The organism is Cellulosimicrobium cellulans (assembly GCF_016907755.1).
Taxonomy (GTDB): domain Bacteria; phylum Actinomycetota; class Actinomycetes; order Actinomycetales; family Cellulomonadaceae; genus Cellulosimicrobium; species Cellulosimicrobium cellulans_D.
On sequence record NZ_JAFBCN010000001.1, the window covers coordinates 3336566 to 3363374 of the forward strand.

Annotated in this window: 25 protein-coding genes; 14 read left to right on the top strand and 11 right to left on the bottom strand. The window is 73.3% G+C overall.

Translation table 11 applies throughout. The features are described 5' to 3' along the window. Position 1: 1 nt before the first annotated feature. A complete protein-coding gene (locus tag JOE63_RS14575) occupies positions 2 to 1606 on the bottom strand; it encodes an ABC transporter permease subunit (protein WP_204542302.1) in 1605 nt (534 codons plus the stop codon). A 128-nt stretch (positions 1607 to 1734) separates the two neighbouring features. Continuing rightward, positions 1735 to 2964: a sugar ABC transporter substrate-binding protein gene (locus JOE63_RS14580; protein ID WP_204542304.1), complete on the bottom strand. Its 1230-nt coding sequence runs from the start codon at positions 2962 to 2964 to the stop codon at positions 1735 to 1737. 261 nt (positions 2965 to 3225) lie between these two features. Here JOE63_RS14580 and JOE63_RS14585 point away from each other — a divergent pair, with 261 nt between their 5' ends. Both JOE63_RS14585 and JOE63_RS14590 read left to right on the top strand, forming a co-directional pair. Then, positions 3226 to 4263, top strand: a complete 1038-nt coding sequence (locus JOE63_RS14585) for a LacI family DNA-binding transcriptional regulator (protein WP_244286197.1) — start codon at positions 3226 to 3228, stop codon at positions 4261 to 4263. A gap of 182 nt (positions 4264 to 4445) precedes the next feature. After that, positions 4446 to 6275, top strand: coding sequence for a glycoside hydrolase family 13 protein (locus JOE63_RS14590; protein ID WP_204542305.1), 1830 nt, complete (start codon positions 4446 to 4448; stop codon positions 6273 to 6275). A 48-nt stretch (positions 6276 to 6323) separates the two neighbouring features. Here JOE63_RS14590 and JOE63_RS14595 read toward each other — a convergent pair whose 3' ends face one another. The 3 genes from JOE63_RS14595 to dusB form a co-directional block, all read right to left on the bottom strand. Beyond that, positions 6324 to 7685 carry a hypothetical protein gene (locus tag JOE63_RS14595; protein WP_204542307.1) on the bottom strand — a complete coding sequence of 454 codons (1362 nt, stop codon included), beginning with the start codon at positions 7683 to 7685 and terminating at the stop codon, positions 6324 to 6326. Between the two features lie 120 nt (positions 7686 to 7805). After that, on the bottom strand, positions 7806 to 8486 hold the full coding sequence (locus JOE63_RS14600) for a hypothetical protein (protein WP_204542309.1): 681 nt from the start codon (positions 8484 to 8486) through the stop codon (positions 7806 to 7808). A 33-nt stretch (positions 8487 to 8519) separates the two neighbouring features. Then, positions 8520 to 9752: a tRNA dihydrouridine synthase DusB gene (gene dusB / locus JOE63_RS14605; protein ID WP_087469265.1), complete on the bottom strand. Its 1233-nt coding sequence runs from the start codon at positions 9750 to 9752 to the stop codon at positions 8520 to 8522. A 115-nt stretch (positions 9753 to 9867) separates the two neighbouring features. On the opposite strand from dusB, the gene JOE63_RS14610 reads away from it, so the two are divergent. Further along, positions 9868 to 10026 carry a hypothetical protein gene (locus JOE63_RS14610; protein WP_157759413.1) on the top strand — a complete coding sequence of 53 codons (159 nt, stop codon included), beginning with the start codon at positions 9868 to 9870 and terminating at the stop codon, positions 10024 to 10026. 120 nt (positions 10027 to 10146) lie between these two features. Here the strand turns inward: JOE63_RS14610 and JOE63_RS14615 are convergent, their stop codons facing one another. After that, positions 10147 to 11544, bottom strand: a complete 1398-nt coding sequence (locus JOE63_RS14615; protein WP_307840116.1) for a glycine--tRNA ligase — start codon at positions 11542 to 11544, stop codon at positions 10147 to 10149. Positions 11545 to 11705: 161 nt separating this feature from the next. Here JOE63_RS14615 and JOE63_RS14620 point away from each other — a divergent pair, with 161 nt between their 5' ends. The 6 genes from JOE63_RS14620 to JOE63_RS14645 are packed head-to-tail and all read left to right on the top strand — an operon-like array spanning position 11706 to position 16193. Then, entirely contained in the window at positions 11706 to 12698 is a 993-nt protein-coding gene (locus tag JOE63_RS14620; protein ID WP_204542313.1) for a metal ABC transporter substrate-binding protein, read from the top strand. Then, complete coding sequence (locus JOE63_RS14625; protein ID WP_087469268.1) at positions 12695 to 13525, top strand: metal ABC transporter ATP-binding protein; 831 nt, start codon at positions 12695 to 12697, stop codon at positions 13523 to 13525. The genes JOE63_RS14620 and JOE63_RS14625 overlap by 4 nt, the downstream gene beginning before the upstream one ends. Further along, entirely contained in the window at positions 13522 to 14490 is a 969-nt protein-coding gene (locus JOE63_RS14630; protein WP_204542316.1) for a metal ABC transporter permease, read from the top strand. The genes JOE63_RS14625 and JOE63_RS14630 overlap by 4 nt, the downstream gene beginning before the upstream one ends. After that, the gene (locus tag JOE63_RS14635; RefSeq protein ID WP_087472417.1) at positions 14487 to 14876 is read left to right on the top strand and encodes a Fur family transcriptional regulator; all 390 of its coding nucleotides are present in this window, start codon (positions 14487 to 14489) and stop codon (positions 14874 to 14876) included. The genes JOE63_RS14630 and JOE63_RS14635 overlap by 4 nt, the downstream gene beginning before the upstream one ends. Positions 14877 to 14879: 3 nt before the next feature. After that, the gene (locus JOE63_RS14640) at positions 14880 to 15485 is read left to right on the top strand and encodes a DedA family protein (protein WP_157759414.1); all 606 of its coding nucleotides are present in this window, start codon (positions 14880 to 14882) and stop codon (positions 15483 to 15485) included. Positions 15486 to 15515: 30 nt separating this feature from the next. Beyond that, positions 15516 to 16193 carry an alpha/beta fold hydrolase gene (locus JOE63_RS14645; protein WP_204542318.1) on the top strand — a complete coding sequence of 226 codons (678 nt, stop codon included), beginning with the start codon at positions 15516 to 15518 and terminating at the stop codon, positions 16191 to 16193. Positions 16194 to 16267: 74 nt separating this feature from the next. Here the strand turns inward: JOE63_RS14645 and JOE63_RS14650 are convergent, their stop codons facing one another. The 5 genes from JOE63_RS14650 to JOE63_RS14670 all read right to left on the bottom strand — a co-directional run bounded on the left by JOE63_RS14650 (position 16268) and on the right by JOE63_RS14670 (position 22685). After that, positions 16268 to 16645, bottom strand: a complete 378-nt coding sequence (locus JOE63_RS14650; protein ID WP_087472418.1) for a VOC family protein — start codon at positions 16643 to 16645, stop codon at positions 16268 to 16270. 60 nt (positions 16646 to 16705) lie between these two features. Beyond that, on the bottom strand, positions 16706 to 17497 hold the full coding sequence (locus tag JOE63_RS14655) for an isoprenyl transferase (RefSeq protein WP_204542320.1): 792 nt from the start codon (positions 17495 to 17497) through the stop codon (positions 16706 to 16708). Further along, positions 17497 to 18315, bottom strand: a complete 819-nt coding sequence (gene recO, locus JOE63_RS14660) for a DNA repair protein RecO (RefSeq protein WP_374059045.1) — start codon at positions 18313 to 18315, stop codon at positions 17497 to 17499. The genes JOE63_RS14655 and recO overlap by 1 nt, the downstream gene beginning before the upstream one ends. Before the next feature lie 152 nt (positions 18316 to 18467). Further along, the gene (leuA, locus tag JOE63_RS14665) at positions 18468 to 20249 is read right to left on the bottom strand and encodes a 2-isopropylmalate synthase (protein WP_087469273.1); all 1782 of its coding nucleotides are present in this window, start codon (positions 20247 to 20249) and stop codon (positions 18468 to 18470) included. 276 nt (positions 20250 to 20525) lie between these two features. Continuing rightward, the gene (locus JOE63_RS14670; protein ID WP_087469274.1) at positions 20526 to 22685 is read right to left on the bottom strand and encodes a tetraspanin family protein; all 2160 of its coding nucleotides are present in this window, start codon (positions 22683 to 22685) and stop codon (positions 20526 to 20528) included. 307 nt (positions 22686 to 22992) lie between these two features. Between JOE63_RS14670 and JOE63_RS14675 the strand changes: the two genes are divergently transcribed. The 5 genes from JOE63_RS14675 (at position 22993) to JOE63_RS14695 (ending at position 26809) form a co-directional block, all read left to right on the top strand. After that, entirely contained in the window at positions 22993 to 23343 is a 351-nt protein-coding gene (locus tag JOE63_RS14675) for a hypothetical protein (RefSeq protein WP_157759415.1), read from the top strand. A gap of 101 nt (positions 23344 to 23444) precedes the next feature. Continuing rightward, a complete protein-coding gene (locus JOE63_RS14680) occupies positions 23445 to 24023 on the top strand; it encodes a hypothetical protein (RefSeq protein ID WP_157759416.1) in 579 nt (192 codons plus the stop codon). 34 nt (positions 24024 to 24057) lie between these two features. Beyond that, the gene (locus JOE63_RS21710; protein WP_204542322.1) at positions 24058 to 25122 is read left to right on the top strand and encodes a peptidoglycan-binding domain-containing protein; all 1065 of its coding nucleotides are present in this window, start codon (positions 24058 to 24060) and stop codon (positions 25120 to 25122) included. Continuing rightward, positions 25119 to 25742, top strand: coding sequence for an ABC transporter ATP-binding protein (locus JOE63_RS14690; protein WP_087469277.1), 624 nt, complete (start codon positions 25119 to 25121; stop codon positions 25740 to 25742). The genes JOE63_RS21710 and JOE63_RS14690 overlap by 4 nt, the downstream gene beginning before the upstream one ends. Further along, a complete protein-coding gene (locus tag JOE63_RS14695) occupies positions 25739 to 26809 on the top strand; it encodes a hypothetical protein (RefSeq protein WP_204542325.1) in 1071 nt (356 codons plus the stop codon). The genes JOE63_RS14690 and JOE63_RS14695 overlap by 4 nt, the downstream gene beginning before the upstream one ends.

Consider the following 26809-nt stretch of genomic DNA (forward strand, 5'->3'; position numbering starts at 1 on the left):
GTCACAGCTCCTCGAGGGTGCGGGTCCGGCGGAAGCCGAGCCACGAGATCAGTCCGACGATGACGAAGATGAGCAGCGAGACCGCGCTCGCGAGCCCGTACTGCTTGATGCCCGAGTCGAACGCCACGGAGTAGACCATCGAGATGAGGATGTCCGTCGACCCGACGAGGATCGGCGAACCCTCGAAGTTCGGCCCGCCGCCCGTGAGCATGTAGATGAGCGTGAAGTTGTTGAAGTTGAAGGCGAACGACGAGATGAGCAGCGGCGCGACCGAGATCATCAGCAGCGGCAGCACGATCGAGCGCACCGTGCGCCAGCGGCTCGCGCCGTCCATGCGGGCCGACTCCAGGACGTCCGAGGGGATCGACTGGAGCGCACCCGTGCAGATGAGGAACATGTACGGGAAGCCGAGCCACAGGTTGACGCCGAGGACGGAGAGCTTCGCGAGCCACGGGTCGGTGAGCCACGGGATCTCGGCGCCGCCGAGCAGGACCTCGTTGACGAACCCGAACCGCTCGTTGAGCATGCCCTTCCACACGAGCGCCGCGAGGAAGCCCGGGAACGCGTACGGGAGGATGAGGAGCGCCCGGTACACCTTGCGACCGCGCACACGGGGGTCGTTGAAGGTCATCGCGAGGAAGAGCCCGAGCACGAACGTCGATGCGACGGACACGAACGCGAAGACGAAGGTCCACACGAGGATCTGCAGGAACGGCCCGGAGACGCGGTCGTCGGTGAAGATCTTGGTGAAGTTCTCGAACCCGACGCCGACGCGCCAGCCCGGCGTGAGCGCCTCACCCTCGGCGGAGACGAAGCTCCCGCGGTCGTCGGGCGTGTAGGTCGTGCCCGTCTCGGTGTTCGTGAAGGTGTCGGTGGCCTCGTCGTACTGCAGCACGGGGAGGAAGACGTAGGAGACGGAGCCGTCCTGCGTCCGCAGGCCGCCGTCCGCCGGGTCGTCGGAGACCGGCACGCGCAGCTGCGTGATCTCACCCGACCGGGCGGCGATCTGCGCGAAGTCGAGGACCTCGTAACCGTCGACCGCCACGACGCGGTCACCCTCGGCCTCGCCGTCCGCGGGTGCGAGCGGGGTCTCGGCGTCGCCGACCTCGACCTCGCCGTCGCGCACGACGGCGAACGCGAGATCGTCCCCGGACGTCACCACGGTGAGGGGGTACGCCTCCGAGCCCTCGACGCGCCGCTCGTTCTGCGCGGAGATCGCCTCGATGGCGTCGGTCTTCGTCGAGTTGTGACCGTCGCCGTAGTTCGTGAAGGCGACGTAGCCCGTGTAGACCATGACGAAGAGCTGGTACACGAGCAGGAGCAGCAGGCCCGGGTAGAGGTACTTCGCCGGCACCATCCGGCGCGAGAAGTACACCCAGTCGGCGACGGCGACCGCGGCGACGAGCACCGCGACGATGCCCCACGAACCCACGGCGGCCGCCGTCCACACCCCGTACAGGCCGAGGGCGTTGACGAGGGCCATGAGGACGAGCTTCACCCAGAACCCCGGGCTCATCTGCCGCGCGTGCGACTCGTTCCGTGGCGCGTCGTCGACCCCTGTGCCCGTCGGGCTGGTCGGCCTCGGCGCCGTGTCCTGCTTGCTCATTGCGCTCTCTCCGGTCTCTGGCGGCCGTCGGTGGCCGTCCTGCGCGGCGCCGCGGGATCGCGTTCCCGTGACGCGTGGCACGAGGCCCCGCCCACGACGGGCGGGGCCTCGCTACGACGCTGCGGGGATCAGCCCGCGTCGATCGCCGACTGGATGTTGTCGACCATCGTCTGCCACGCGGCAGCCGGGTCGGCGGCCTGGCCGGAGATGATCTGGACCTCGGTGACGCCCCAGAACTGCCAGACCGAGCCCATCTCGGGGATCGACGGCATCGGCGCGGTGCCGGCGGCCTCCGCGAACTGGGTCATGATCGGGTCGGTGATCATCTCGGCCGCGGCGGTGAGGGCCGGGGCGCGGCCGCCCGCCTGGGCGAGCTCGAGCTGGACGTCCTGCGTGCCGAGGAAGTTCACGACGAACTCGTTCGCCAGGACCGCGTTCTGCGTCTTGGCGCTGATGAACGCACCCTGCACGCCGACGAACGGCATCGCGGGCTCGCCGCCCGCGCTCGGGACCGGGAGGACGGAGATGTCCATGCCGGCGTCGGTGAACTCCGTCGCGTACCAGGGACCGGTCACGATGTACGGCGACTGGCCGTCGAGGAACGCCTGCTTGGCCTTCTCGCCGTCGATCGCCGGGTCGAGCACCTTCTCGGCGCCGAGCTTGGCGAGGTAGTTCGCGAACGCGGTGCCCTGCTCGCCACCCAGGCCGAGCTCGGTGCTGTAGGAGCCGTCCTCGTTCTGGACGAAGACCGGGGCGCCGAACGACGTCTGCAGCGGGTACAGGTGGTACGCGTCGCCCTCGTCGCCCTGCTGGATGATGATCGGGTACTGCGCGCCGGTCGTCGCGTTCTGCGCGACGAGCTCGTCGAACGTCGCGGGCGTCTCGCTCGCGAGCTGGTTGTTGCGGACCAGCGCGATGTTCTCGACCGCGTACGGCACGCCGTAGACGGCGCCGTCGTAGGTGAACGCCGAGACGGAGACGTCGGAGAACTCGGCGGCCTTGTCGCCGAGCTCGACGGGCTGGACGACGCCGTTCGTCACGAACTCGCCGGTCCAGTCGTGCGCGCCGATGACGACGTCGGGGCCCTTGCCCGTCGGCACCTGCTGGACGAACTCCTCGCGGATGTCGCCCGAGGCCTTCTGGACGAGCTTGACGTCGACGCCCTTCTCCTCCTTGAACTGGGCGGCCAGCTCCTTGAAGACGTCGATGCGGGTCTCGTCGACCCACACGGTGAGAGAGCCGGTCGACGAGGTCTCCTCCGGCTCCGTGGTGCTGTCGTCGCCGCTGTCGCCGGACGAGCAGGCGGCGAGCGCCAGCGTCGTGGTCAGCGCGGCGGCAAGAAGGATGCTCCGTCGCATCGGGTCACTCCAAGCGTGTGGTGAGGGGTGGTGGTCCGACTGACCGAGGGGTCGTGCCGGGCCCTGATGCGACGACGGTAGAGCGCGAGGTGGCACAGATGCAAGTCGTTGCGGTAACTTTCATGCAACGCTTTGCAGGGCGCCGTCCGGCGCCCACCCGCCTCCCCGGCCGACGAGTTCGCGCGCCTCCGCACGGAGATTCGCGGCTCGCCGGTCGGACGACCAGGACGAGGAGGTCCGGTGTCCCCTACGCTTCCCCATGTGCGCACCCGTCTCAGCGATCTCGCCGCCCAGGCCGGCGTCTCCACCGCGACGGTCTCGCGCGTCCTGAACGGGAAGCCCGGCGTCGCGAGCGAGACCCGCCAGGCGGTCCTCGCCGCTCTCGACGTGCTGGGCTACGAACGCCCCTCGACGCTGCGCACCCGCTCGGCCGGCCTCGTCGGCCTCGTCGTCCCGGAGCTGACGAACCCCGTCTTCCCGGCGTTCGCCCAGACCATCGAGTCGGTGCTGTCGGAGCACGGGTACACCCCGCTGCTGTGCACGCAGTCGCCCGGCGGCACGACCGAGGACGACTACGTCGACATGCTCATGGACCACGCGGTCGACGGCATCGTGTTCGTCTCCGGCCTGCACGCCGACACCCAGGCGAGTCACGAGCGCTACGAGCGACTGCGCAGCCGCGGCATCCCGATCGTGCTGGTCAACGGGTTCGCCGAGGGCATCGACGCGCCGTTCGTCTCGCCCGACGACGTCGCGAGCGTCGAGCTGTCGGTGCGCCACCTCGTCTCGCTCGGGCACCGCAGCGTCGGGCTCGCGATCGGTCCCGACCGGTTCGTCCCCGCCCGGCGCAAGCTCGCGAGCTTCGCCGACTCGCTCGTGCGCCACGGCCTCGTGACCGACGCGTCCGAGGCGGCGCAGCACGTCGTCGTCACGCTGTACACCGTCGAGGGCGGGCAGGCGGCGGGCGGCGAGCTCATCGACTCCGGCCACACCGCGATCGTCTGCGGCTCCGACCTCATGGCGCTCGGCGCGATCCGCGCAGCCCGCTCGCGCGGCCTGCGGGTGCCCCAGGACGTCTCGGTCGTGGGCTACGACGACTCGCCGCTCATCGCCTTCACCGACCCGCCGCTCACCACGGTGCGCCAGCCCGTGAACGCGATGGCGCACGCCGCCGTCAGCGCGCTGCTCACCGAGATCGAGGGCGAGCGCGCCCCGCGCACCGAGCTGCTGTTCCAGCCGGAGCTCATCGTCCGCGACTCCACGGGCGCCGCTCCCGCGACGGGTTCGCCCACCGCCTGACGGCAGCACGACGCACGCCACGGCGTCGACGACCCACCCCGCCGGCCCGCCGGACCGGGCGCCGTCGTCCCGCCACCGCAAGCGCTTACACTCGATGGAGGGTCGGCGTCACCCCCGCTCCGCCTGCGAGTGAATCCCCCCTGAAGAACCCCGACACCCCGCACGTGAGGACCGACAGCTCGATGACTCGTATCGATTCGACGCCGACCGCCAGCACCGCCGCGACGGCCACCGCGCCCGCGCCCTTCAGCACCGGGGCGCTCGTGCACACCGGCCCGGGCGAGGCGCCCGAGTGGTGGCGCGACGCCGTGATCTACCAGGTCTACCCGCGCTCCTTCGCGGACGGCGACGGCGACGGCGTCGGCGACCTGCCCGGCATCACCTCGAAGCTCGACCACCTCGCCGAGCTCGGGGTCGACGCGGTGTGGCTGAGCCCGTTCTACCGCTCCCCGCAGAAGGACGCCGGCTACGACGTCGCCGACTACCGCGACGTCGACCCGCTGTTCGGCACGCTCTCCGACTTCGACGAGCTGCTCGCGCAGGCCCACGCCCGCGGGATCCGCATCATCGTCGACCTCGTCCCGAACCACACGTCCGACCAGCACGCGTGGTTCCAGGCCGCGCTGGCCGCGCCCGAGGGCTCGGTCGAGCGCGCCCGCTACGTGTTCCGCGAGGGCGAGGGCGAGCACGGCGAGCTGCCCCCGAACAACTGGCAGTCGATCTTCGGCGGCCCCGCGTGGACCCGCGTGACCGCGGGCGCGGACGCCCGTCCCGTCACCGGCGCCGACGACGAGACGCCCGGCCAGTGGTACCTGCACCTGTTCGACTCCACGCAGCCCGACCTCGCGTGGGACAACCCGGAGGTCCGCGACGAGTTCGAGCAGGTCCTGCGCTTCTGGCTCGACAAGGGCGTGGACGGGTTCCGCGTCGACGTCGCGCACGGCATGATCAAGGCCGACGGCCTGCCCGACTGGGACGGCACCGTCTCGATGGTCGAGGGCACCGAGGCCGCCGACCCCGGGGCCCCCGAGGACGGGTCGACGGGCGCCGGCAACTCCGGCCCGATGTTCGACCAGGACGGCGTGCACGAGATCTACCGCGCCTGGCACCGCGTCCTCGCCGAGTACGACGGCGACCGCGCCCTCGTCGCCGAGGCGTGGGTCGAGCCGCTCTCGCGCCTCGCGCGCTACGTCCGCCCGGACGAGATGCACCAGGCGTTCAACTTCTCCTTCCTCACCACCGCGTGGTCCGCTGCGCCGCTGCGCACCGTGATCGCCGCGTCGCTGCGCGCGAACGACGAGGTCGGCGCGCCCACGACGTGGGTACTGTCGAACCACGACGTCGTGCGCCACGCGTCGCGCCTCGGACTCGCCGACCCCGGCCTGCGCCCGAACGGGATCTTCGCGCACGACGCGCAGCCCGACGAGGAGCTCGGCCTGCGCCGCGCGCGCGCCGCGTCGCTGCTCATGCTCGGCCTGCCCGGGTCGTCGTACCTCTACCAGGGCGAGGAGCTCGGCCTGCCCGAGCACACCGCGCTGCCCGACGACGTGCGCGAGGACCCTGCGTTCTTCCGCACCCAGGGCGCCGAGGCGGGCCGCGACGGCTGCCGCATCCCGATCCCCTGGCACGCGGACGCCGACGGGTTCGGATTCGGTCCGTCCGGGAAGACGTGGCTCCCCCAGCCCGCGTCCTACGCGCGCTACGCCGCCGACGCGCAGCGCGGCGTCGAGGGCTCCACCTACGAGACCTACCGCACCGCGCTCGCGACGCGCCGCGCCGAGCGGCTCGGCTCCGGCACGCTCGCGTGGGTGGAGGACTTCGCCGGCTCCGCGGACGTCGTCGCGCTCCGCAACCGTGACGTCGTCGTCCTCGCCAACCTCGGCACGGAGCCCGTCGTGCTGCCGCGCGGCGCGGAGGTCCTCGTCGCGTCGGGCCCGGTCCTCTCGGACCGCTCGGCCGACCCGCAGGTCCGCGTCCCGTCCGACACGACGGTCTGGCTGCGCGCGGTCTGACGGGCGTCACCACGGCGGCCGGGCCCCGCGGGAGCGGGCGCCCGGCCGTCAGTCCGTCCGGCGCACGACCACGTCGACGGCCCTCGCGCCGGCCACGGACCCGCCCAGGAAGCCCCGCTCCCGCAGCCGCTCCTCCGCCGCGAGGAGCGCGAGGTCCTGGCTGGCCGCGACGGAGGCGCCATAGCCCTGGTGCGCGTGGTTGGCCGCCACGTCCCACCAGTCGCCCGGGCTCGGGAGCGTGACGGTGACGTGCTGCGGGCTGCGGTCGACGACGCCCGGCAGGCCGGGCAGGACCGGGACGTCCGGCCGGCCGGGGCTCGGGACGTACAGCGCACCTTCCAGGTCGAGCCGGGGCACCAGGTCGTTCGCGTGCTGGAGCGCGAGCACCGAGACACGGGGGTCGACGACGACGCCGTCGACGGGCGCCCCGAACGTCACCACGTCCGTCACGGAGAAGCGCGACACGATCGCCGGGTCGCTCGCGAGCTCGGCGACCGTCAGACCGCCCTGGGAGTGCCCGACGAGCAGGACCTCCGCACCGGGCGGGACGCCCGCGACCCGCATCGCCAGCTCGACCGCCGCGGTCATGGTCGAGGTCCCGCCGCCGGCCGAGACGAGGTTGCCCGTGAGGTCGACCGGGTTCGCCCCGGCGCGCGGGTCCCACGGCTGCGTGCCCGGGACGCTCACGATCACGCGGGGCCCGGAGGGGGTGTCGAGAGTCGTCAGGCGTACGACGCCGTCCCCGGCACCGTACGCGTCCGTCACGCCGCCGATCAGGTCCTCCACCGCTGTGGGCACCCGGACCTCGCCGCGCGGCAAGACGGCCGGGTCGCCCACGGACGGGTCGCCGTCGTCGAAGAGGTTGGTGGCGTGACCGGTCAGCGTGGTGGCGAGCGCGCCGCCGAGCGCGCCCCAGAGCCTGAGCTGCGAGGCGACCACCGCCGACGTCCGGGGCCAGCTCCCCTCGAGCACCGAGCCGCCCGTCGCGTCCCAGAGCTGGTCGACGGACTCGCCCACGTTGAGCCAGTCGTCGACCGCCGCGTCCCACCAGCCGGCAGCGCCGGGCGGTGCCGCGCGCGGCGCGCGGTCCTCCGTGGGGACGGCAGGACCCTCCGCGCGCGGGACGTCGTCGGGCGGTCCGCCCGGCGCCGACGCGGCCTCCTGCGCGTCCGCGTCCCCCCGGACGCCGCGCGAGGCGTCCCGCAGCGTCGCGGCGGCCCGCCCGATCAACGGCGCGAGCTCACCGCTCCACCGCGAACGGAACGCGTCCATGTCCGGCCCGAGACCGAACGACCCCGCCAGGCGGGCGTCGAGCTGCGTCCTCGTGTCCTCCAGGAGCCTCGCGCCGTCGTCGAGCGCGGCGGCGAGACGGCGCACGGCCGTGACGTCCATCCCCCACGTCGTGCTCATCGGCCTCCTCCGGGGAGCGGCGCCGCGCCGGGCAGGCCCTCGCCGTGCTGATGTGACGTCGGCCACATCGCTCGGGACGCTAGCAGCGCCCCGGCGGCAGTGACATGGAGAGGACTCCCCTCACGCCCGGGCGACCCCCGAGGCGAACGCGGCCCGCACGACCTCCGCGGCGAACGCCGCGTCGTCGCCGTAGTCCGGGGAGCACACCACGACGCCCGGGCCGACGAGCCGCCACCAGGGTCCCGCCACGGCGACGACGAGCACGGCGCCGCGCACCGCCCCGGCCCCGACGCCGTGAGCGCGTGCCACGTCCGCGGCGAGCACGGCCAGCTCACGGTGGTCGTCCGGAGTCACCCGTCGAGGCAGCGCCCCCGCGGGGGCCGCCTCGCGCCCCGAGAGATCGCGGCGCGCGTCGGGGAAGAGGGCCGCGACGGCGGCACGCAGCGCGGGGACGTCGCCGAGCGCGGCGAAGCCGGGCGGGGCGCCGATCGCCTCGTGCACGACGCCGCGCTCGCGCACCCACGCGAGGAACGGACCCGCACCCGCGGGCGCCTCCACGAGGTGGCCCTCGCCGGCGAACGCGACGGCGGCACGCCACCACACGGCCCAGCGGCCGGCGGCCGCCGCGCGCTCGTCGTCCGCCAGCAGACCCGACCGGTCCGGCGGCCGCGGGACCGCACGGGGAGGGACGTCGTCGCCCGGGGCGACGAGCCCGAGCGCGTCACGGAACCAGAGCAGGAGGTCGAGGTCGTGACCGTCCGTCGCGGACAGGCGCCACGACGGCTCGCCCGCACGCTGCATCGCCGCGTCCCCCTCTCGCCCGCCGGACCGCCGTCAGCCGCCGGAGACGCTCAGCTCGGCCTCGCGCAGGCGCTCCTCGTGCTCGGCGTCGAGCTCGCGCGAGTCGAGCCAGCCGTAGGGCAGGTGCGGCGTCTTGGGCGACCCGGCGCGACCGCGCTGGCCCTCGGCGGCCTCGCCGGGGTAGGGCGCGTCCTGGTCGAGCGCGTCGAGGTGCCCGCGCAGCTCGTCGAGCGTCGAGACCATCGCGAGCGCGCGGCGTGCGTCGCCGCCGACCGCGTAGCCCTTGAGGTACCAGGCCATGTGCTTGCGCAGGTCGCGCATGCCCTTGCCCTCGTCGCCGTCGAAGTACTCGATCATGAGCTCGCCGTGGCGGTAGATCGTGTCGGCCACCTCGCGCAGCCCGGGACGCACGCGCTCGGGGCGGCCCGCGAACGCGGCCGCGAGGTCGGCGAACAGCCACGGCCGCCCCTGGCAGCCGCGGCCGACGACGACGCCGTCGCAGCCCGTCTCCTGCACCATGCGGACGGCGTCCTCGGCGGACCAGATGTCGCCGTTGCCGAGCACGGGCACTCTCGTCACCGCCTCCTTGAGACGGGCGATCGCGGTCCAGTCGGCGGTGCCGGAGTAGTGCTCGGCGGCCGTGCGCGCGTGCAGCGCGACCGCGGCGACGCCGAGGCCCTCGGCGATCCGGCCAGCCTCGAGGTAGGTGAGGTGGTCGTCGTCGATGCCCTTGCGCATCTTCACGGTGACCGGGACCCCGTACGGGCGCGCCGCCTCGACCGCGCCCCTCACGATCGCCGTGAACAGGTCCCGCTTCCAGGGCAGGGCCGCTCCCCCGCCCTTGCGCGTCACCTTGGGCACCGGGCAGCCGAAGTTGAGGTCGACGTGGTCGGCGCGGTCCTCGGCGACGATGATGCGCACCGCCTCGCGCACGGTCGCCGGGTCGACGCCGTACACCTGCGCGGACCGTGGCGTCTCGTCCGCGCCGAACGTCACGATGCGCAGCGCCTCGGTGTTGCGCTCCACGAGCGCGCGGCTCGTCACCATCTCCGCCACGTAGAGACCGGGGTCGTCGCCGCCGCTCGCGCCGGCCTCACGGCACAGCGTGCGGAAGGCGCGGTTCGTCACGCCCGCCATCGGCGCGAGCACGACCGGGGTGTCGACGACGATCGGACCGATCTGCAGCGGCGCGAGCAGCCGACCCGTGCCAGGGTCGGCGGCGGTCGTCGTGCTGAGGACGGTGGCGGGAGCAGTCACGCGCTCCATTGTCCCATCCGGTCGGAGCCCCGCGGCGAGCGCCTCTGAGCGAGCGAGTGGACGCGACCCGTGTGACGGTGGGGAGGTCCGGCAATCCAGGCCGGACACGGACGAAAGGGACGACATGCCTCTCTGGCTCATCCTGGTCATCGTCGGCGCCGTGCTGCTCATCCTCGGTGTCGCCATCGAAGCCGCGAAGATCCTCATCTGGATCGGCATCATCGTGCTGGTCGTGAGCCTCGTGGTCGGCCTGCTCAACCGAGCGAAGGGGGCGGCCCGCTAGCGCGAGGCCGCAGGGGGCGACGCGTCCCGGACGACGCGACGGAGGGGCGGGACCGCGACGGTCCCGCCCCTCCTGCGTGCCCGGCGCGCGGACGCTCCCGGCGCGCGACCGGAAAGGCGGTCAGGCGCCGAGCAGGTGCCCGGCGAGGTACTCGGTGACCTTGTCGAGCGCCACGCGCTCCTGGGCCATCGGGTCGCGGTGCCGGATCGTCACGGCCTGGTCGTCGAGCGTGTCGAAGTCGACCGTGATGCAGAACGGCGTGCCGATCTCGTCCTGGCGGCGGTACCGGCGGCCGATGGCGCCGGCGTCGTCGAAGTCGACGTTCCAGTACTTGCGCAGCTCGGTCGCGAGGTCCTTCGCCTTGGGCGAGAGCTGCTCGTTGCGGCTCAGCGGCAGCACGGCGGCCTTGACCGGCGCGAGGCGGTGGTCGAGGCGCAGGACCGTGCGCGTGTCCACGCCGCCCTTCGCGTTCGGCGCCTCGTCCTCGGTGTACGCCTCGACGAGGAACGCCATGAGCGAGCGCGTGAGGCCGGCGGCCGGCTCGATGACGTACGGGACCCAGCGCTCGTTCTTCGTCTGGTCGAAGTACGACAGGTCCTTGCCCGAGTGCTCCGCGTGCGTCTTGAGGTCGAAGTCGGTGCGGTTCGCGATGCCCTCGAGCTCGCCCCACTCCGAGCCGGAGAAGCCGAAGCGGTACTCGATGTCGACCGTGCGGGTCGAGTAGTGCGAGAGCTTCTCCTGCGGGTGCTCGTACAGGCGCAGGTTGTCGCGCGCGATGCCGAGGTCGACGTACCAGTCGGTGCGCGTGTCGATCCAGTACTGGTGCCACTCGGCGTCGGTGCCCGGCTCGACGAAGAACTCCATCTCCATCTGCTCGAACTCGCGCGTGCGGAAGATGAAGTTGCCGGGCGTGATCTCGTTGCGGAACGACTTGCCGATCTGGCCGATGCCGAACGGCGGCTTCTTGCGGCTCGCGCCCATGACGTTCGCGAAGTTCACGAAGATGCCCTGGGCCGTCTCGGGGCGCAGGTAGTGCAGCCCCGACTCGTCCTCGACCGGGCCGAGGTGGGTCTTGAGCATCATGTTGAAGTCGCGCGGCTCGGTCCACTGCCCGCGGGTGCCGCAGTTGGGGCACACGATCTCGGCGAGGCCACCCTCGGGCGCGCGGCCCTTCTTCTCCTCGAACTCCTCGATCATCTGGTCCTCGCGGAACCGCTTGTGGCAGTGCAGGCACTCCGTGAGCGGGTCGGTGAAGACGCCGACGTGGCCCGAGGCGACCCAGACCTGGCGCGGGAGGATGACGGAGGAGTCGAGGCCCACGACGTCGTCGCGGCTGGTGACCATCGCGCGCCACCACTGCTTCTTGATGTTCTCCTTGAGCTCGGTGCCGAGCGGCCCGTAGTCCCAGGCGGAGCGGGTACCGCCGTAGATCTCGCCCGACGGGAAGACGAACCCGCGCCGCTTGGCGAGGGAGACGACGGCGTCGAGACGGGCGGTGGGCGAGGGCGCTGCGGCCACGGACATCACTCCTGGTGCTCACGGCCCCGCACGTGGCTCGTGGGGGCTGGACGGGTGGGCGACGCCCGCACGGGCGCCGACCGACCAGCGTACCCGGCCGTGACCCGCCTCACCGGGAACGGTTTTGACATTCATTCTCAAGAAGGCGGACACTGGTACCCATGCACCGCTCCCCCGCCCGGCGCCGTCGCGCCCTCGCCACCACCGCCGTCGTCGCCACGGCCGCGCTCGTCGCGGCATGCTCCCCCGGTGACTCCCCCGGCGACGGCGGCTCCGGCGACGACGGGCGGCTCCAGGTGCTCGCGTCCTTCTACCCGCTCCAGTACGTCGTCGAGCAGGTCGGCGGCGAGCACGTCGACGTCTCCAACCTCACGCCGCCCGCCGCCGAGCCCCACGACCTCGAGCTCGCGCCCGCCCAGGTGCGCGCGATCGGCGACGCCGACCTCGTCGTCTACCTCTCGGGCTTCCAGCCCGCGGTCGACGAGGGCATCGAGCAGCGCGCGCCCGAGCACGTCGTCGACGCCGCCGAGTCCGCCGGGCTCGAGGAGCACCCCGGCGGCGAGGGCGAGCACGCCGACGAGAGCGCGGAGGAGCACGCCGAGCACGCGGACGAGTCCGGGGACGGTCACGACCACGGCGCGACCGACCCGCACTTCTGGCTCGACCCGACGCGCCTCGCCGCCGTCGGGGACGCCGTCGCGGACGAGCTCTCCACGATCGACCCCGACCACGCGGACGACTACGCAGCCGGCGCCGCGGCGCTCACGGCGGACCTCGACGACCTCGACGCCGAGTTCGCCCAGGCGCTCGCGCCCTGTGCGGGAGCGACGCTCGTGACGTCGCACGAGGCGTTCGGCTACCTCGCGGAGCGCTACGACCTGCACCAGGTCGGCATCACGGGCATCGACCCCGAGGCCGAGCCGTCGCCCGCGCGCCTGCGCGAGGTCGGGGAGATCGTCCGCGAGAACGGCGTGACCACGATCTTCTTCGAGACGCTCGTGAGCCCCAAGGTGACCCAGACGCTCGCCGACGACCTCGGCGTGCAGACCGCGCTCCTCGACCCGATCGAGAGCCTCGCGGAGGGTGCGACGGACTACCGTGAGGTCATGGAGTCCAACCTCGAGGCGCTCACCTCCGGTCTCGTCTGCTCATGACGGGCGCAGCGGAGCTCGTCGCCGCGCGCGACGTCCACGTGACCCTCGGCGGGAGCGAGATCCTGCGCGGGATCGACCTGACCGTCGGCGCGGGCGAGGTCGTCGCGGTCCTCGGCGCCAACGGGTCGGGCAAGTCGACGCTCGTGCGGGCGCTCGTCGGGATCGTCCCGCTGTCCCGGGGCTCCGTCGACCTGTTCGGCGCACCGCTCGGACCCCGCCTGCCGTGGCAGCGGCTCGGCTACGTGCCGCAGCGCGTCGCCGCGCCGTCGGGCATGCCGTCCACGGCCTCCGAGGTCGTGGCCTCCGGCCTCCTCGGTGGCGGCCGCCTCCGGCTCCCCCGCGGCTGGCGAGCGCGCACGGTCGAGGCGCTCGACCTCGTCGGGCTCGCCGACCGCGCGGACGACTCCACCGCCGAGCTGTCGGGCGGCCAGCAGCAGCGCGTGCTCATCGCGCGCGCCCTGGTGCGCCGCCCCGAGCTCCTCGTCCTCGACGAGCCCGTGGCGGGCGTCGACAAGCCCAGCCAGGAGGCGTTCGCCGCGACCATGACGCGCCTCGTCGGCGACGGGCTGACCGTGCTCGTCGTCCTCCACGAGCTCGGGGCGCTCGCCCCGCTCATCGAGCGTGCCGTCGTGCTGCGGCACGGTCGCGTCGTGCACGACGGCGCCCCGCCCCGCGCGTCGTCGACCCACGCGGGCGCCACGCACCAGCACCTGCACCCGCACGAGCCCGCGGACGCCGACAACCGCACCGCCGGCCCGGAGACGGGCCTCACCGACACGCTGAACCCCGACCTCGCCGCGGGCCACGCACCCAGGACGGCCTCATGACCACGTTGTTCTCCGAGATCTCCGCGATGCTCACCGACCCGCTCATGCAGCGCGCCCTCCTCGCCGCGCTGCTCGTCGGCGTCAGCGCACCCGTCGTGGGCACCTACCTCGTGCAGCGCAAGCTCTCGCTCCTCGGCGACGGCATCGGGCACGTCGCCCTCACCGGCGTCGCGCTCGGCTGGCTCGTCGGTGCGGCGATGGGCGTCGTCCCGAACGACGCGCTCGCGATCCCCGGTGCGGTCGTCGCGGCCGTGCTCGGCGCGGTCGCCATCGAGGTCGTGCGCGAGCGGGGCCGGACCAGCGGCGACCTCGCGCTCGCGCTCCTCTTCTACGGCGGCATCGCCGGCGGCGTGCTCCTCATCGGGCTCGCCGGGGGCTCCTCGGGGAGCCTCATGCAGTACCTCTTCGGCTCGATCTCGACCGTCACGTCGTCGGACCTCGTCCTCACCGTCGTGCTCAGCGCCGTGATCCTGCTCGTCGGGGTCGGGCTGCGCGCCGCGCTGTTCTCCGTGAGCCACGACGAGGAGTTCGCGCGCGCGTCCGGCCTGCCCGTGCGGACGCTCAACATCGCGGTCGCCGTCGTCGCCGCGCTCACCGTGACGGTGTCGATGCGGGTCGTCGGGCTGCTCCTCGTGAGCGCGCTGATGATCGTGCCCGTCGCGGTCGCGCAGCTCGTCACGCGCTCGTTCCGCCGCACCATGCTCGTCGCGTCGGTCGTCGGCGTCGTCGTGTGCGTCGTCGGGCTGTCCTTCACGTACTGGAACAACGTCTCGCCGGGCGCGACCATCGTGGTCCTCGCTATCGCCACCTACCTCCTCGTCGCCGTCCTGCGGCCCCTGTGGGTCCGGCGACGCCCGCGCGTGGCGCGCGACCCGCACCCGGACATCCCCGACGACGTCGAGCTGGACCTCGTACCCTCGGGGGCGTCGAACCGCACACCCGGAGGTGACACGTGCAGCGCATGACCCGGCAGCGCGCCGCCGTCTCGGACGCGCTCGAGGACCTCGACGACTTCCGCAGCGCCCAGCAGCTCCACGAGATCCTGCGCACCCGCGGGGACAACGTGGGGCTCGCGACCGTCTACCGCACGCTCCAGAGCCTCGCGGACGGCGGCGACGTCGACGTGCTGCGCACCGAGGAGGGCGAGAACCTGTACCGCCGGTGCGAGCGCCGCGAGCACCACCACCACCTCGTGTGCCGCACGTGCGGGCGCACGGTCGAGATCGACGGCCCGACCGTCGAGGCGTGGGCCAACCAGGTGGGAACGTCGCACGGGTTCGTCGACATCCAGCACACGATCGAGCTGTTCGGCACGTGCGCGGGGTGCGCCCGCGCCTCTGCACGGGACTGAGCCGTGCCCGACGCGCTCGACGGCGCCCCGTTCGCCGCGCTGTTCGCGTTCTTCTTCGCGATCGCGTTCGTCCGGACGCAGGCGACGTACTGGATCGCGCGGCTCGTCACGACGTGGACGCTCGACCGCACCCGCCCCGTGAAGCCCTGGGTCGCGCGCGTCCACGCCTGGCTGTCCGGCCGGTCGGCGGCGCGCGGGATCGAGACGGTCCGCCGCTGGGGCGTCCTCGCCGTCCCCGTGTCCTTCCTCGCGACCGGCACCAAGACGGTCGTCAACGCCGCCGCGGGCGTCGTCCGGATGCCGTTCGGCCGCTACCTCGCCGCGATGACGCTCGGGTGCGCGGTGCACGCGACCATCTACGCGACCGTCGGCTGGGCCGTGTGGACGGCCGCGTTCGCCGCCGCGACCGGGTCGCCGTGGGGTGTCGCGGCGCTGGTCCTGCTGGTCGTCGCCGTGGTCGTCGGGACGACCGTCATGGTTCGACGCCGCGCCGCGAGAGGATCGCTCTCCCTGGCGGGCGCGACGCCCCCTCTCGACGGGGACGGCCTCGTCCTCGACGGCGACGTCCGCGTCCAGGACATGACGGACACGCCGCGCCTCGACCGATGAGATGACGCGCGCCCGACCGTCCGAACGTGCATGACCACGTTCCTCCTGCTGCCCGGCGCCGGCGGGGACCCCGCGTACTGGGACCTGCTCGCACCGGAGCTCGCCCGGCTCGGACACCTCGCCGTCCCCGTCGACCTGCCCCAGCACGACGAGGGCTACGGGTGGGCCGACCTCACCGCCGTCGCCGTCGCGACCCTGCACCGCGCGGCAGGTCCCGCCGAGCGGGACGACCTCGTCGTCGTCGCCCAGTCCATGGGCGCGTACGTGGGACCGCTCGTGTGCGAGCGTGAGCCGGTCCGTCTGCTCGTGCTGCTCAACCCGATGATCCCGCTGCCGGGCGAGTCGGGCGCCGACTGGTGGCGCACGACGGACCACGCCGCGCGGCGTGCCGCGACGGGGCTCGGGGCGTTCGACCCCGTGGACGACTTCTTCCACGACGTGCCCGACGCGGTCGCGGTCGCCGTGCAGCAGAGCGACCGCGAGCCGTCCGAGCGCTCGTTCGCCGAGCCGTGGCCCGCAACCGCCTGGCCGGACGTCCCCACGGTCGTGCTCCAGGGTGACGACGACCGACTGTTCCCGGTGCCCTTCCAGCGCGCCGTCGCCCGTGAGCGCCTCGGTGCCGAGGTCGAGACGCTGCCCGGCGGCCACCTCGTGGCGCTCAGCCGACCGGTCGAGCTCGCCGCCCGGCTCGACGCGCTCGCCCGCTGACGGGCCGTCCCGGACCGGCGACACGGCCACGGGACGAGCGGCCGGTCCGGAGGGCTCGGCGACGACCGTCCGCCTCAGCCGACGTCCGTCGCCGGCTCCTCGGGCGCGCCCACGCAGAACTGGTTTCCCTGCGGGTCGGCCAGCACCGCCCAGCCGTACCCGGGGATGGTGTGCTCCGCGACGAGCGTCGCGCCGTCCGCCACGAGCGCTGCGACGTCCGCCTCCCGGTCGGACGTCCCGAGGTCCAGGTGGAGCCGGTTCTTGCCGGGCGTCGGGTCGTCGACGCGCTGGAAGCCGAGGACGGGCGCTGCCGCGCCCTCGCCGGGCACCACCTCGAGGAACCACCCGTCCGCCTCGTCGACGACACTCCCGCCGAGCTGACGCGCCCACCACTGCGCGAGCGGTCGTGGGTCGGTGGAGTCGACGGTCACCATGCCGATGCTCAGAGCCATGCCGGGCACGCTACCGGCCGGCGCCGACACCGTCCCGGCGGCGACCCCCACGACGGTCCGTCAGGCGGTGCTGCCCACGGCGTCCACCGCGCCCCCGTAGCGGCGGTCGCGCCGCGCGTACTCCTCGACCGCACGCCACAGCGACCGACGGTCGACGTCCGGCCACGGCTCCGGGAGGAACACGAGCTCCGCGTACGCAGCCTGCCAGATCATGAAGTTGGACGTGCGCTGCTCGCCCGAGCTGCGCAGGAACAGGTCCACGTCCGGCAGGTCCGGCTCGTCGAGGTGCTGCTGGACGGTCCGCTCCGTGACCTTGCGCGGGTCGAGCCGCCCGGCGGCGACCTCGCGCGCGATGGCGGCCGCGGCGTCGGCGATCTCGGCCCGGCCCCCGTAGTTGACGCACATCGTCAGCGTGCAGACGTCGTTCTGCTTCGTCTGCTCCTCCGCGACCTCGAGCTCCTTGATCACGGACGCCCAGAGCCGCGGACGACGCCCCGCCCACCGCACGCGCACGCCCCACGAGTCCATCTCGTCACGGCGCCGCCGGATGACGTCGCGGTTGAAGCCCATGAGGAACCGCACCTCGTCGGGCGAGCGCTTCCAGTTCTCCGTCGAGAACGCGTACGCCGACACGTGCTTGACACCGATCTCGATCGCCCCCGCGACGACGTCGAGCAGCGCCGCCTCGCCCGCCTCGTGGCCAGCGGTGCGGGGCAGACCGCGCGCGTTGGCCCAGCGGCCGTTGCCGTCCATGACGACCGCCACGTGGTTCGGCACGAACTGCGCCGGGATCGCCGGTGGTCGCGCACCGCTCGGGTGCGGGTACGGCGGAGCGTACGTCCGCTTCGCCATCAGGCGTCCGCCCCCGTTCCCCGACGGTCGGCGACGGCGCCGACCGGCCCGGCAGGCGGGGCGACGGGCGCGTCCCGTTCGACCATGCGCAGTGATCGCAACGTTCTCTCCAGGTGGTATTGGCTGTAGGCGGCCACGAGGCCGCTCGCTTCCTTGCGGTGCCGGGCGTCCGACGCGTCGGCGGTCTCCCACTCCCCCGCGAGCAGCGCCGCGAGGAGGGCGAAGGTCTGGGGGGCGGGCGCCGTCGAACCCGGCGGGCGGCAGCGCGAGCACACCGCACCCCCCTGCGCGACGGCGAACGCGTGGTGCGGGCCCGGCTCGCCGCAGCGCGCGCAGTCGACGAACGACGGCGCCCAGCCCGCGACCGCCAGCGCCCGCAGGAGGTAGGAGTCCAGCACCAGGCTCGGTGCGTGCGCCTGCTCGGACAGCGCCCGGAGCGCCCCCGCGAGCAGCCAGTACTGCTGCACCGCCGGTTCGCGCTCGTCGGCCACGAGCCGCTCCGCCGTCTCGAGCATCGCCGCCCCCGCGGTGTACAGGCCGTAGTCCTCGCAGATCCGCCGCGCGTACGGGCCGATCGTCTCCGCCTGCGTCACCGTGTCCAGCGACCGGCCCGCGTAGAGCTGGACGTCCACGACCATGAACGGCTCCAGCCGCGCCCCGAACCGGGACGACGTGCGCCGCACGCCCTTGCCCACGGCGCGCACCTTCCCGTGCTCGCGCGTCAGGAGGGTGACGATACGGTCCGCCTCGCCCAGCTTCTGGGCGCGCAGCACGATCGCGTCGTCTCGGTACAGCACCACGCCCCCATTGTCCGCCATCCCACCCACGCCCCGTGCCGACCCGCACCGGAACCCCGGTCGCGAGATGCGAGAAGCTGCCCCTCCCGGCCCGCCGACGGGGGCCACTTCTCGCCTCTCGTCAGCACGACGCAGCCCCCGCCCGACGGGTCGGGCGGGGGCTGCGTCACAGGTCAGGAGGCGGCGCGCTCCGCGCGGTTCACGGCGGAGACGATGGCCTTGAGGGACGCCGTCGTGATGGACGGGTCGATGCCGACGCCCCACAGGACGTCGTCGCCCACCTGGCACTCGACGTAGGCGGCGGCGGTCGCGTCGCCGCCCTCGGACAGGGCGTGCTCGGCGTAGTCGAGGACGCGGACGTCCACGCCCACCTGGGCGACCGCGTCGACGAAGGCGGCGACGGGGCCGTTGCCGGTCCCCTCGAGCGTGAGCTGCTCGCCACGGTCGACGACGTCGACGCTCAGCGTGTCCGGGCCGTCCTCGCTCGACGACGCGCGCGTGGAGCGCAGCTTGAGGCGACCCCACGGCTCCAGGCCGGAGTCGGCCTCGACGGGCAGGTACTCGTCGGAGAAGATCCGCCAGATGTCGTCGCCCGTGACCTCGGTGCCCTGCTGGTCGGTGTGGTGCTGCACGGCCTGGGAGAACTCGATCTGCAGACGGCGCGGCAGGTCGAGGTGGCGCTCCGACTTCAGCAGGTAGGAGATGCCGCCCTTGCCGGACTGCGAGTTGACGCGGATGACGGCCTCGTAGGAGCGGCCCACGTCCTTGGGGTCGATCGGCAGGTACGGGACGGCCCACACGAGGTCGTCGACGGTCTTGCCCTCCGCCTCGGCGTGGACGGCCATCGCGTCGAAGCCCTTCTTGATGGCGTCCTGGTGCGAGCCGGAGAACGCCGTGAAGACGAGGTCGCCGGCGTACGGGTGGCGCTCGGGCACGCCGAGCTGGTTGCAGTACTCGACGGTGCGGCGCACGTGGTCGATGTCGGAGAAGTCGATCTGCGGGTCGACGCCCTGGCTGAACAGGTTCATGCCCAGCGTCACGAGGCACACGTTGCCGGTGCGCTCGCCGTTGCCGAACAGGCAGCCCTCGATGCGGTCGGCGCCGGCCTGGTACCCCAGCTCGGCGGCGGCGACGGCGGTGCCGCGGTCGTTGTGCGGGTGCAGCGACAGGACGACGTTCTCACGGTGGTTCAGGTGCCGGTTCATCCACTCGATCGAGTCGGCGTAGACGTTGGGCGTCGCCATCTCGACCGTCGCGGGCAGGTTGATGATGACCTTGCGGTCAGGGCGGGGCTCGAAGACCTCGAGCACCTCGTTGCAGATGCGCGCGGCGAACTCGAGCTCGGTCCCGGTGTACGACTCGGGCGAGTACTCGTAGTAGACGGTCGTCTCCGGGACGGTCTCCTCGAACTTCTTGCACAGTCGCGCGCCGTCCACGGCGATCGCGATGATGCCCTCGGGGTCGGAGCGGAAGACGACCTCGCGCTGCAGCACCGACGTCGAGTTGTACAGGTGGACGATCGCCTGCTTGGCGCCCTTGATGGCCTCGTAGGTGCGCGCGATGAGGTGCTCGCGCGACTGCGTCAGGACCTGGATGACGACGTCGTCGGGGATGCGGTCCTCCTCGATGAGCATCCGGACGAAGTCGAAGTCGGTCTGCGAGGCGGAGGGGAAGCCGACCTCGATCTCCTTGTAGCCCATCTCGACGAGCAGCTCGAACATGCGCAGCTTGCGCTCCGCGTTCATGGGCTCGATGAGGGCCTGGTTGCCGTCGCGCAGGTCCACCGCGCACCAGCGGGGGGCGGTCTCGATGCGCTTGTCGGGCCACGTGCGGTCGGGCACCGACACGTCGATCTGCCGGTGGAACGGCAGGTACTTGTGGATCGGCATTCCCGACGGCTGCTGCGGGTTCGCGTCCGTGGCGGTCGGCGTCGAGGAGGGGGCTGAGGCGTTCATCGTGGGTCCTTCGGGTCGTCTGATGGGTGTCAGCCGGCACACCGACCACCGCGACGAGGGACCGGCTAGAGAGCCTCGCCGCGGCAACGAAGGAGGAGCTGCCGCATCAGGTGCACGTCGCCCACTGTACTCCTCCGCCGTCCGTGCCCCGCGGACGTCCGCTCCTCGGGCACGTCGCGCGACCGTGTGCCACGGCGGTCCGCGCGCGCCCCCTCGTGCACGGCACGACGACGCCCGGCCGCCTCCGAGGGAGGTCGGCCGGGCGTCGTCGGTCGGTCAGCGGCGCGAGCGCAGCGCGGCGTCGACGGCGGGGTCGCCGAGGTTGCCGAGCCACTCCAGCAGCGCCGGGTACGTGGACGGGTTCGCCGCCACCTGGGGACGCAGGTGCGGTGCGTCCTGGACGATCTGCGCGAGGACCTCGAGCGGCGTCCCCGGGTCGAGCGCCTGGGCGGCCGTGAATCCCGAGGCCTGGACGGGCTGCGCCGGCGGGGAGTACGACTGCTGCGGCTGCGCCGCGGGCTGCTGCCCGTACCCGGCGCCGTAGCCCTGCTGCGCCTGCTGGGGGTAGCCCTGCTGGCCGTGCTGCTGGCCGTACCCCTGCCCGTACCCCTGCGCGGGGTACCCGGGCTGCGCGGTCGGCTGCGGGCCGGTGCCCGGCTGCCCCTCCTGGTACGCCGGCATGACGGCGGTCGAGGGGCCCTGGTCGGGGTCCAGCCCGGGGCGTGCCGCGTACCCGCTGCGCTCGGGCTCGACCTGCTGGACCGGGAGGACCTCGGTCGCGTCGCCGCCCGCGGGCGCCCAGCGGTCCTGCCCGGGCTGCTGCGGGGCGACCGGTCCGGTGTGCGCGGTACCCGGGTAGGCGCCGGCGCCGTGCGGTGCCCCCGTGTAGGCGCCGGTCGGCGGCTGGGCCGCCACCGGCCCGGTCGGGGCGACGGGTGCCGGGCGGACCGGCTTGGGCGCGGGCGGCTGCCAGACGTACGCCTGCGCCGCCTCCCCGGCGGCAGCGGCAGGCACCGGACGGTGCTCGGCGAAGTACGCGCGCACCTCGCGCGGCACGGTCAGGGCGCCGACGACGAGCAGCGGGAGCCCGAAGGCGAGGAGCACGTGCTCGACGCCGCCGCCGAGCACGACCCGGTTCGACGTCACGACGAGCAGGACGATGCCCAGCAGTGCGACGACGCCGGCCCCGCCGAGCGCGAGCGGACGGCCCGACGTCGCGTCGCGGGCGAGCGAGCGGCGCGCGACGAACGCGACGGCCGCCGCGAGCACCCCCACCACGACGGCGAGCACGACGGGCACGCCCCGGGCGCCGTCGGCCAGCGTGAGCACGGCGCTCACGGCGACGTACCCCGCGACGACGAGCGCGAGGTCGAGGGCGTTGACGGCGACGCGCACCCACGTCGTCACGGGGTCGGCCGCGGTCATCGCGCGGTGCACGGCGGGTGCCGCGGCGATCGCCGCGAGCGCCGGGACGAGCACCAGCCCGAACCGGCCGCCGTGCGTGCTCTCGATCGTGACGAGACCGTTGTTGCCCGAACCGAGCACGAACGCCACCGCGAGGATGACGCCCAGCCCGACGAGCGTGAGGCGCGCCGCCTCGGAACGGCGCCACGTGCCGTACGTCGGCAGCCCGACGAGCGCGAGGACGAACAGCGCGGACACGAGCACGAGCAGGACGAAGAGCGCGCCGCCGAGGCGGGTCCCCGTGACGGTGAGGATGATCGTGAGCAGGACGGTCACCGCCAGGACGGCGGCCCCCACGAGGAGCGCCTGGAGCCAGCGGTTCGAGACCGCGCGGTCCTGGTCCTCGGGGCCCAGCTCGCTCTCGCGCGGCTGCGCCGCGAGGAGCGCGCCCGCGAGACCGAGCGCGGCCGCGGAGCCGACGCCGCCCCAGCCGTCGCCGAAGTCCCCGCCGCCGACGACGTCGACCACGAGGTAGACCCCCACGAGCAGCACGTACGGGGCGTTGGCGAGCAGGCGGACCGTGCGCGTCGTGTGCACGGTCCAGGTCGCGGGGAGCACCCCGGTGCGTGCCAGGTAGGGCAGCGCGAGGGTGAGCAGGGAGAGGATCGTCAGCAGGACGACCTCGATCTTGTCGGACGCGCGGCTCGCGACGTCCCACGGCAGCGCGAGGGACACGAGCAGCAGGAGCGCGGCGACGCCGTCGCGCACGTAGTCGCTCACGGGCATCCCGGCGAAAGGCGAGACCGGACCCGGTGCGGGGGCCGCAGCGGCTGGCTCGGCGGGAGCCTCGGCCCCCTCCGTGCCACCCGGTCCGCCGTCGTCCCCGGCGCCCGGCTCCGTGGGCACCCCGTCCGGTGCGCGCTCGGCCGAGGAGTCCCCGTCACCCACCGCGACGCCGTCGGGCGCCGTGGTCGGCCCGGTGCCCGCAGCGCTGGGCTGCGGGTCCTCGGCCGGCTCTGTCTGGTTGGTCATCGTGCACTCCCTACGCTGTCGCGCCGTGCCGTACGCACGCACGCCGGCCCGACGGGCCCCGACCGTTTCTACCGGTTCACCCTGTGCGGCTCAAGCGACCACGCGGGGCCGCACCTCACTCCGGCGCAGCCGGCGGCCGGGAAAGACCCGCGGCTGCTCGTGACCGAGCCTCGTCTCAATATGCGAGCGGCCCTGCTTATGTGTCGTGAACTGCGGGAGCGTGGTTCTCCTGAGGTCGCCAAGGACGGCGCCTCAACGCACCAGGAGGATCACTGTGTCGAAGCAGGGGAAGCTGAAGAAGACGTTGGTGAGCATCGGGACTGCGGGCGCTCTCGCGCTAGGAGGCATGGTGGCCCTCGGGCCGTCGGCGACGGCCGCGACGGGAACGATCACGGTCAGCGCGAGCACTGCCACGTGCCAGTACACGGCGCTCAAGCCGAGCCGTGGGGCGACCGCGCGGAACGGCAGCTGCTACCGCGTCTCCGTTCGGGTGCAGTACCACTCGGCTGGCGGGACCGCGTACTGGACGAACCGAGCGGCCACGACGAGCAACGTCACCGTGTACGCGCCGAGCGGGACGACGTACGCATCGGGCAGGACGGGTGGATCCATCATGTCCGGAAGCGCCGAGCTGGGCTTCTACGAGCAGACGGTGTAGTGCGCCGCACGCGCCGGCGCTCCGGTGGTCGGGCCACACCGTGGTCGGGCCCCGACCACCGGAGCAGTACGTCTGGTTTCAGGATGCACGGGGGTTCAGGGATGAAGCGGTGTGCACGTGTCGTCGTCGCAGGCATCGTGGTGGTCCTCGCGGGGTGTGCTCCCGCGGAGTCCCCGGCGCCGGGGGTGGCGGACCGGTGGCGTACGGAGATCGACGCGCTCCTCACGAGTGACCTCAGCGAGCTGGAGCGCCAAGTCCTGGCCGACTACGAGATCACCGACGCGGAGCTGGCTGAAGCACAGGACGCGTACGCGCGATGCATGTCCGATCGCGGCCTGGAGGCGGACTTCGGCGACGGCGACGGCGACGTGTTCGCCTACGGCGCGACGCCGGAGTCCCAGGACACGTTCCGCAACGCCTCGGACGACCCCGACGCCGCGTTCGAGCAGATCCCCGTGATCGCCGACGAGTGCGCGGACGGGACGATCTGGGACATCGGGCTCTACTACCACGAGATGCGGAGCAACCCCGAGGGCAAGACGCTGCTGGAGCTGTGGCGCGAGTGCCTGGACCCCGCAGATGTCGACGAGGTTCGTGACCTCACGGACCAAGAGCTGCAGGAGCTCATCGACGACGAGTCCTTCGTGCCTTCGGCCGAGGTCAGCGCGTGCCTCTCGTGACCCTCGGACGGCTCGGACGGGAGACCGAGGAGCCGTGACCCGGCGAGCCGCCGACAAGCACGGCCGGACGGCATGGGCCACGTCCACCCTCGCCGCACTGGTGCTGGTTGCCACCGGGGTGATCGCCGGTGTCCTCCTCGTGCCCGAGAGCACGCCTGCCTCTCTGCTCCCGCCCGCCACGGCCGAGGCGTCCCTGCCTGTCACGACGCAGGAGCTCGACGACGCGCGACAGGTCGCCGTCACCGCCCGGCTGACCGAGGAGACGACGCTGATGCTCGGCGACTCCGGGCGGCTGCGGCGCAGCGTGTGCAAGCCTGGCGCGACGATCACGTCGGGAAGCTCTCCCGCGACGGTCGACGACCGCCCCGTTCTCGCGCTGGCCACCGACGTCCCGCTGTGGCGCGACCTCGCGCCGGAGATGACGGGCGACGACGTCGCGAGCCTCCAGCGCGAACTGGCCCGGCTGGGGTTCGAGGTCAGGCCCGACGGCGAGTACGGCGCGGCGACGAAGGCCGCCGTGACTGCGCTGCAGAAGGACGCTCTCGACCTCGCGAGAGCGCCTGGCACGCTCGCCGTGGCCTCGGTGCTGTGGCTGCCCGCACCCTCGGTCACCGTCACCGCCTGCGCAGTTCAGGTCGGCGGATCCGTCGGCGACACCGAGCTGGCGACCGTCGCCGGCACCCTCGAGTCGCTGCGCATCACCACCGTGCCGCAGGACGCCGTCGCGGGCGACCGCATCGTCCGCCTGCCGGGCTCCGAGGTCACCGCCCCGGTCGGCGGCGACGGGGCGATCACGGACCGCGCGTTCCTCGACGCCGTGCGCGACACTCCGGCGTTTCGCTTCTCGCAGAGCGAGGAGTCCACCGAGCCCCTGAGTCTCGACTACCTGCTGGCGACGCCGCTCGAGGTCTCTGCGGTGCCGCCCGGGTCCTTGTACGCGCTGTCGGACGGGACGGGCTGCGTCGTCGCCGACGGGACGCCGCGAACGGTGAGCGTCGTGTCCTCCTCGCTCGGCCAGACCTTCGTCACCTTCGACGACGGAAGCGCGCCCGCCCGCGTGGCGCTCACGCCTCCGACCGACGATCGGGACTGCGGGTGACCGGAACGCTCCGCGCGCGAGGCCTCGCGCACGCGTTCCCGGGTGCGGGCGAGCTGTTCTCCGGGCTGGACCTGGACCTGGTCCCAGGCGAGGTGGTGGCGCTGGTCGGACCGTCGGGATCGGGCAAGTCGACGCTGCTCAGCATCCTGGCAGGCTGGGTGGCTCCCACCGCGGGGACCGTGGAGCGGACCAGGATCGAGCACACCGGCTGGGTCTTCCAGAACCCCCACGGAGTGCCGCGACGCGCCGCGCTGGACCATGTGGTCCTGCCGCTGCTCGCGCGCGGGCTCCGGCGCCCGGAGGCGGAGAACGAGGCGATGACGATCCTCGACCAGTTCCACCTCGCCCCCGTCGCGGATCGACCGTTCCGGGCGTTGTCGGGCGGGGAGGCGCAGCGGCTGATGCTCGCGCGAGCGGTCGCGCTCGCCCCGGACCTGCTGCTCGTCGACGAGCCGACGGCCCAGCTCGACCTGCACACCGCCAGCACGGTGAACGCCGTCCTCGCCGGCGTCGCGCAACAGCACTCGATCGTCGTGGTCGCCACGCACGACCCGCACACGCGGGACGCGTGCACGCGAGTGGTCGACCTCGCCGACGCTCAGGCGGAGCCCGTCTCGTGATACGGCCGACGGCGACGGCGTCGGAGGCCTGGCGCAACCTTCGCTCGGGCACGTCACGCGCTCTGCTGCTCACCCTCGCGTTCGCCGTGCTGGTAGGGACCCTCGCGGCGGTCGACACCCGCGCGGTCGTGGAGGTGCTGCGCGGGGCCGCAGACTTCCGGGCAGCGGGAGCCGCGGTCCAGACGCTCCAGGCCGCGGGGCGAGTCAGCGGGAGCCAGTGTGACGCCCTCGGGGACGTCGCCGGTGTCCGGGTCGGCGCCTTCCGCGGGGGCGAGCCGCTGCGGGCGCTCAACCTGCCCTCCTCACGGCTCGGCGTCTTCGAGGTGACGCCGGGGCTGCTCGACGTCCTCACCGGGACGACCTCTGCCACCCGCTCGAGCGGGGTCTGGCTGTCGGCCGACCTCGCCGAGGCCCTCGGCGCGGCGACGGGTGACCGGCTCGCGACGTCGTCGGGCACCGCGACCGTGGCGGGCGTGTACTCCTACCCCGACGACGGGCGCGACCGTGCGCTCGCGTACGCCGTGCTGGCACCGGTTCCCGCGACGGGGACGTTCGACGCTTGCTGGGCCGAGATCTGGCCCACCGATGCTGGCTCGGCTGCCCTGTTGCACATGGCTCTGCTGCCCGGGACGGACCTCGCCGAGGTGACGCGAGACCAGCTGAACACGCGGTGGGGCACGGACCACGACGCCCGCGACCTGCTCGCCCACAGGGTGACACGGCACGCACCCGTCGCGGCCGTGGTCGCCGGGTTCGTGCTCGGGCTCGCCTCGGTGCTCGTGCGACGGCTGGAGCTGTCGGCGGCGCTGCACGCGCGGGTGCCCAAGGCCGCCCTCTCGTGGCAGGTGCTCCTGGAGACCCTCGCCTGGGTGTTCGCCGGCGCGCTGATCGCGGGCGCGTGCCTGCTCTGGCTCGCGAGGTGGGGAAATCCCGACCCTGGGCCCGAGACGTGGTGGGTGGGGCTGCGAGTGGTCGCTGCGGGTGCCGCCGCCACGACCATCGGTGCCCTGCTGGGGATGCTCGTGACCCGTGAGCGCCACCTGTTCCGCTACTTCAAGGACCGCTGA

What these genes read in the sequence shown, in the direction of transcription:
- JOE63_RS14650 (WP_087472418.1), bottom strand. Translation starts at nt 16,645, where the DNA reads ATGGCTCTGAGCATCGGCATGGTGACCGTCGACTCCACCGACCCACGA.
- JOE63_RS14655 (WP_204542320.1), bottom strand. Translation starts at nt 17,497, where the DNA reads ATGGCGAAGCGGACGTACGCTCCGCCGTACCCGCACCCGAGCGGTGCG.
- JOE63_RS14635 (WP_087472417.1), top strand. Translation starts at nt 14,487, where the DNA reads ATGACCCGGCAGCGCGCCGCCGTCTCGGACGCGCTCGAGGACCTCGAC.
- JOE63_RS14625 (WP_087469268.1), top strand. Translation starts at nt 12,695, where the DNA reads ATGACGGGCGCAGCGGAGCTCGTCGCCGCGCGCGACGTCCACGTGACC.
- JOE63_RS14600 (WP_204542309.1), bottom strand. Translation starts at nt 8,486, where the DNA reads ATGCAGCGTGCGGGCGAGCCGTCGTGGCGCCTGTCCGCGACGGACGGT.
- JOE63_RS14630 (WP_204542316.1), top strand. Translation starts at nt 13,522, where the DNA reads ATGACCACGTTGTTCTCCGAGATCTCCGCGATGCTCACCGACCCGCTC.
- JOE63_RS14610 (WP_157759413.1), top strand. Translation starts at nt 9,868, where the DNA reads ATGCCTCTCTGGCTCATCCTGGTCATCGTCGGCGCCGTGCTGCTCATC.
- JOE63_RS14620 (WP_204542313.1), top strand. Translation starts at nt 11,706, where the DNA reads ATGCACCGCTCCCCCGCCCGGCGCCGTCGCGCCCTCGCCACCACCGCC.
- JOE63_RS14670 (WP_087469274.1), bottom strand. Translation starts at nt 22,685, where the DNA reads ATGACCAACCAGACAGAGCCGGCCGAGGACCCGCAGCCCAGCGCTGCG.
- recO (WP_374059045.1), bottom strand. Translation starts at nt 18,315, where the DNA reads ATGGCGGACAATGGGGGCGTGGTGCTGTACCGAGACGACGCGATCGTG.
- JOE63_RS14575 (WP_204542302.1), bottom strand. Translation starts at nt 1,606, where the DNA reads ATGAGCAAGCAGGACACGGCGCCGAGGCCGACCAGCCCGACGGGCACA.
- dusB (WP_087469265.1), bottom strand. Translation starts at nt 9,752, where the DNA reads ATGGAGCGCGTGACTGCTCCCGCCACCGTCCTCAGCACGACGACCGCC.
- JOE63_RS14645 (WP_204542318.1), top strand. Translation starts at nt 15,516, where the DNA reads ATGACCACGTTCCTCCTGCTGCCCGGCGCCGGCGGGGACCCCGCGTAC.
- JOE63_RS14590 (WP_204542305.1), top strand. Translation starts at nt 4,446, where the DNA reads ATGACTCGTATCGATTCGACGCCGACCGCCAGCACCGCCGCGACGGCC.
- JOE63_RS14595 (WP_204542307.1), bottom strand. Translation starts at nt 7,685, where the DNA reads ATGAGCACGACGTGGGGGATGGACGTCACGGCCGTGCGCCGTCTCGCC.
- leuA (WP_087469273.1), bottom strand. Translation starts at nt 20,249, where the DNA reads ATGAACGCCTCAGCCCCCTCCTCGACGCCGACCGCCACGGACGCGAAC.
- JOE63_RS14580 (WP_204542304.1), bottom strand. Translation starts at nt 2,964, where the DNA reads ATGCGACGGAGCATCCTTCTTGCCGCCGCGCTGACCACGACGCTGGCG.
- JOE63_RS14680 (WP_157759416.1), top strand. Translation starts at nt 23,445, where the DNA reads ATGAAGCGGTGTGCACGTGTCGTCGTCGCAGGCATCGTGGTGGTCCTC.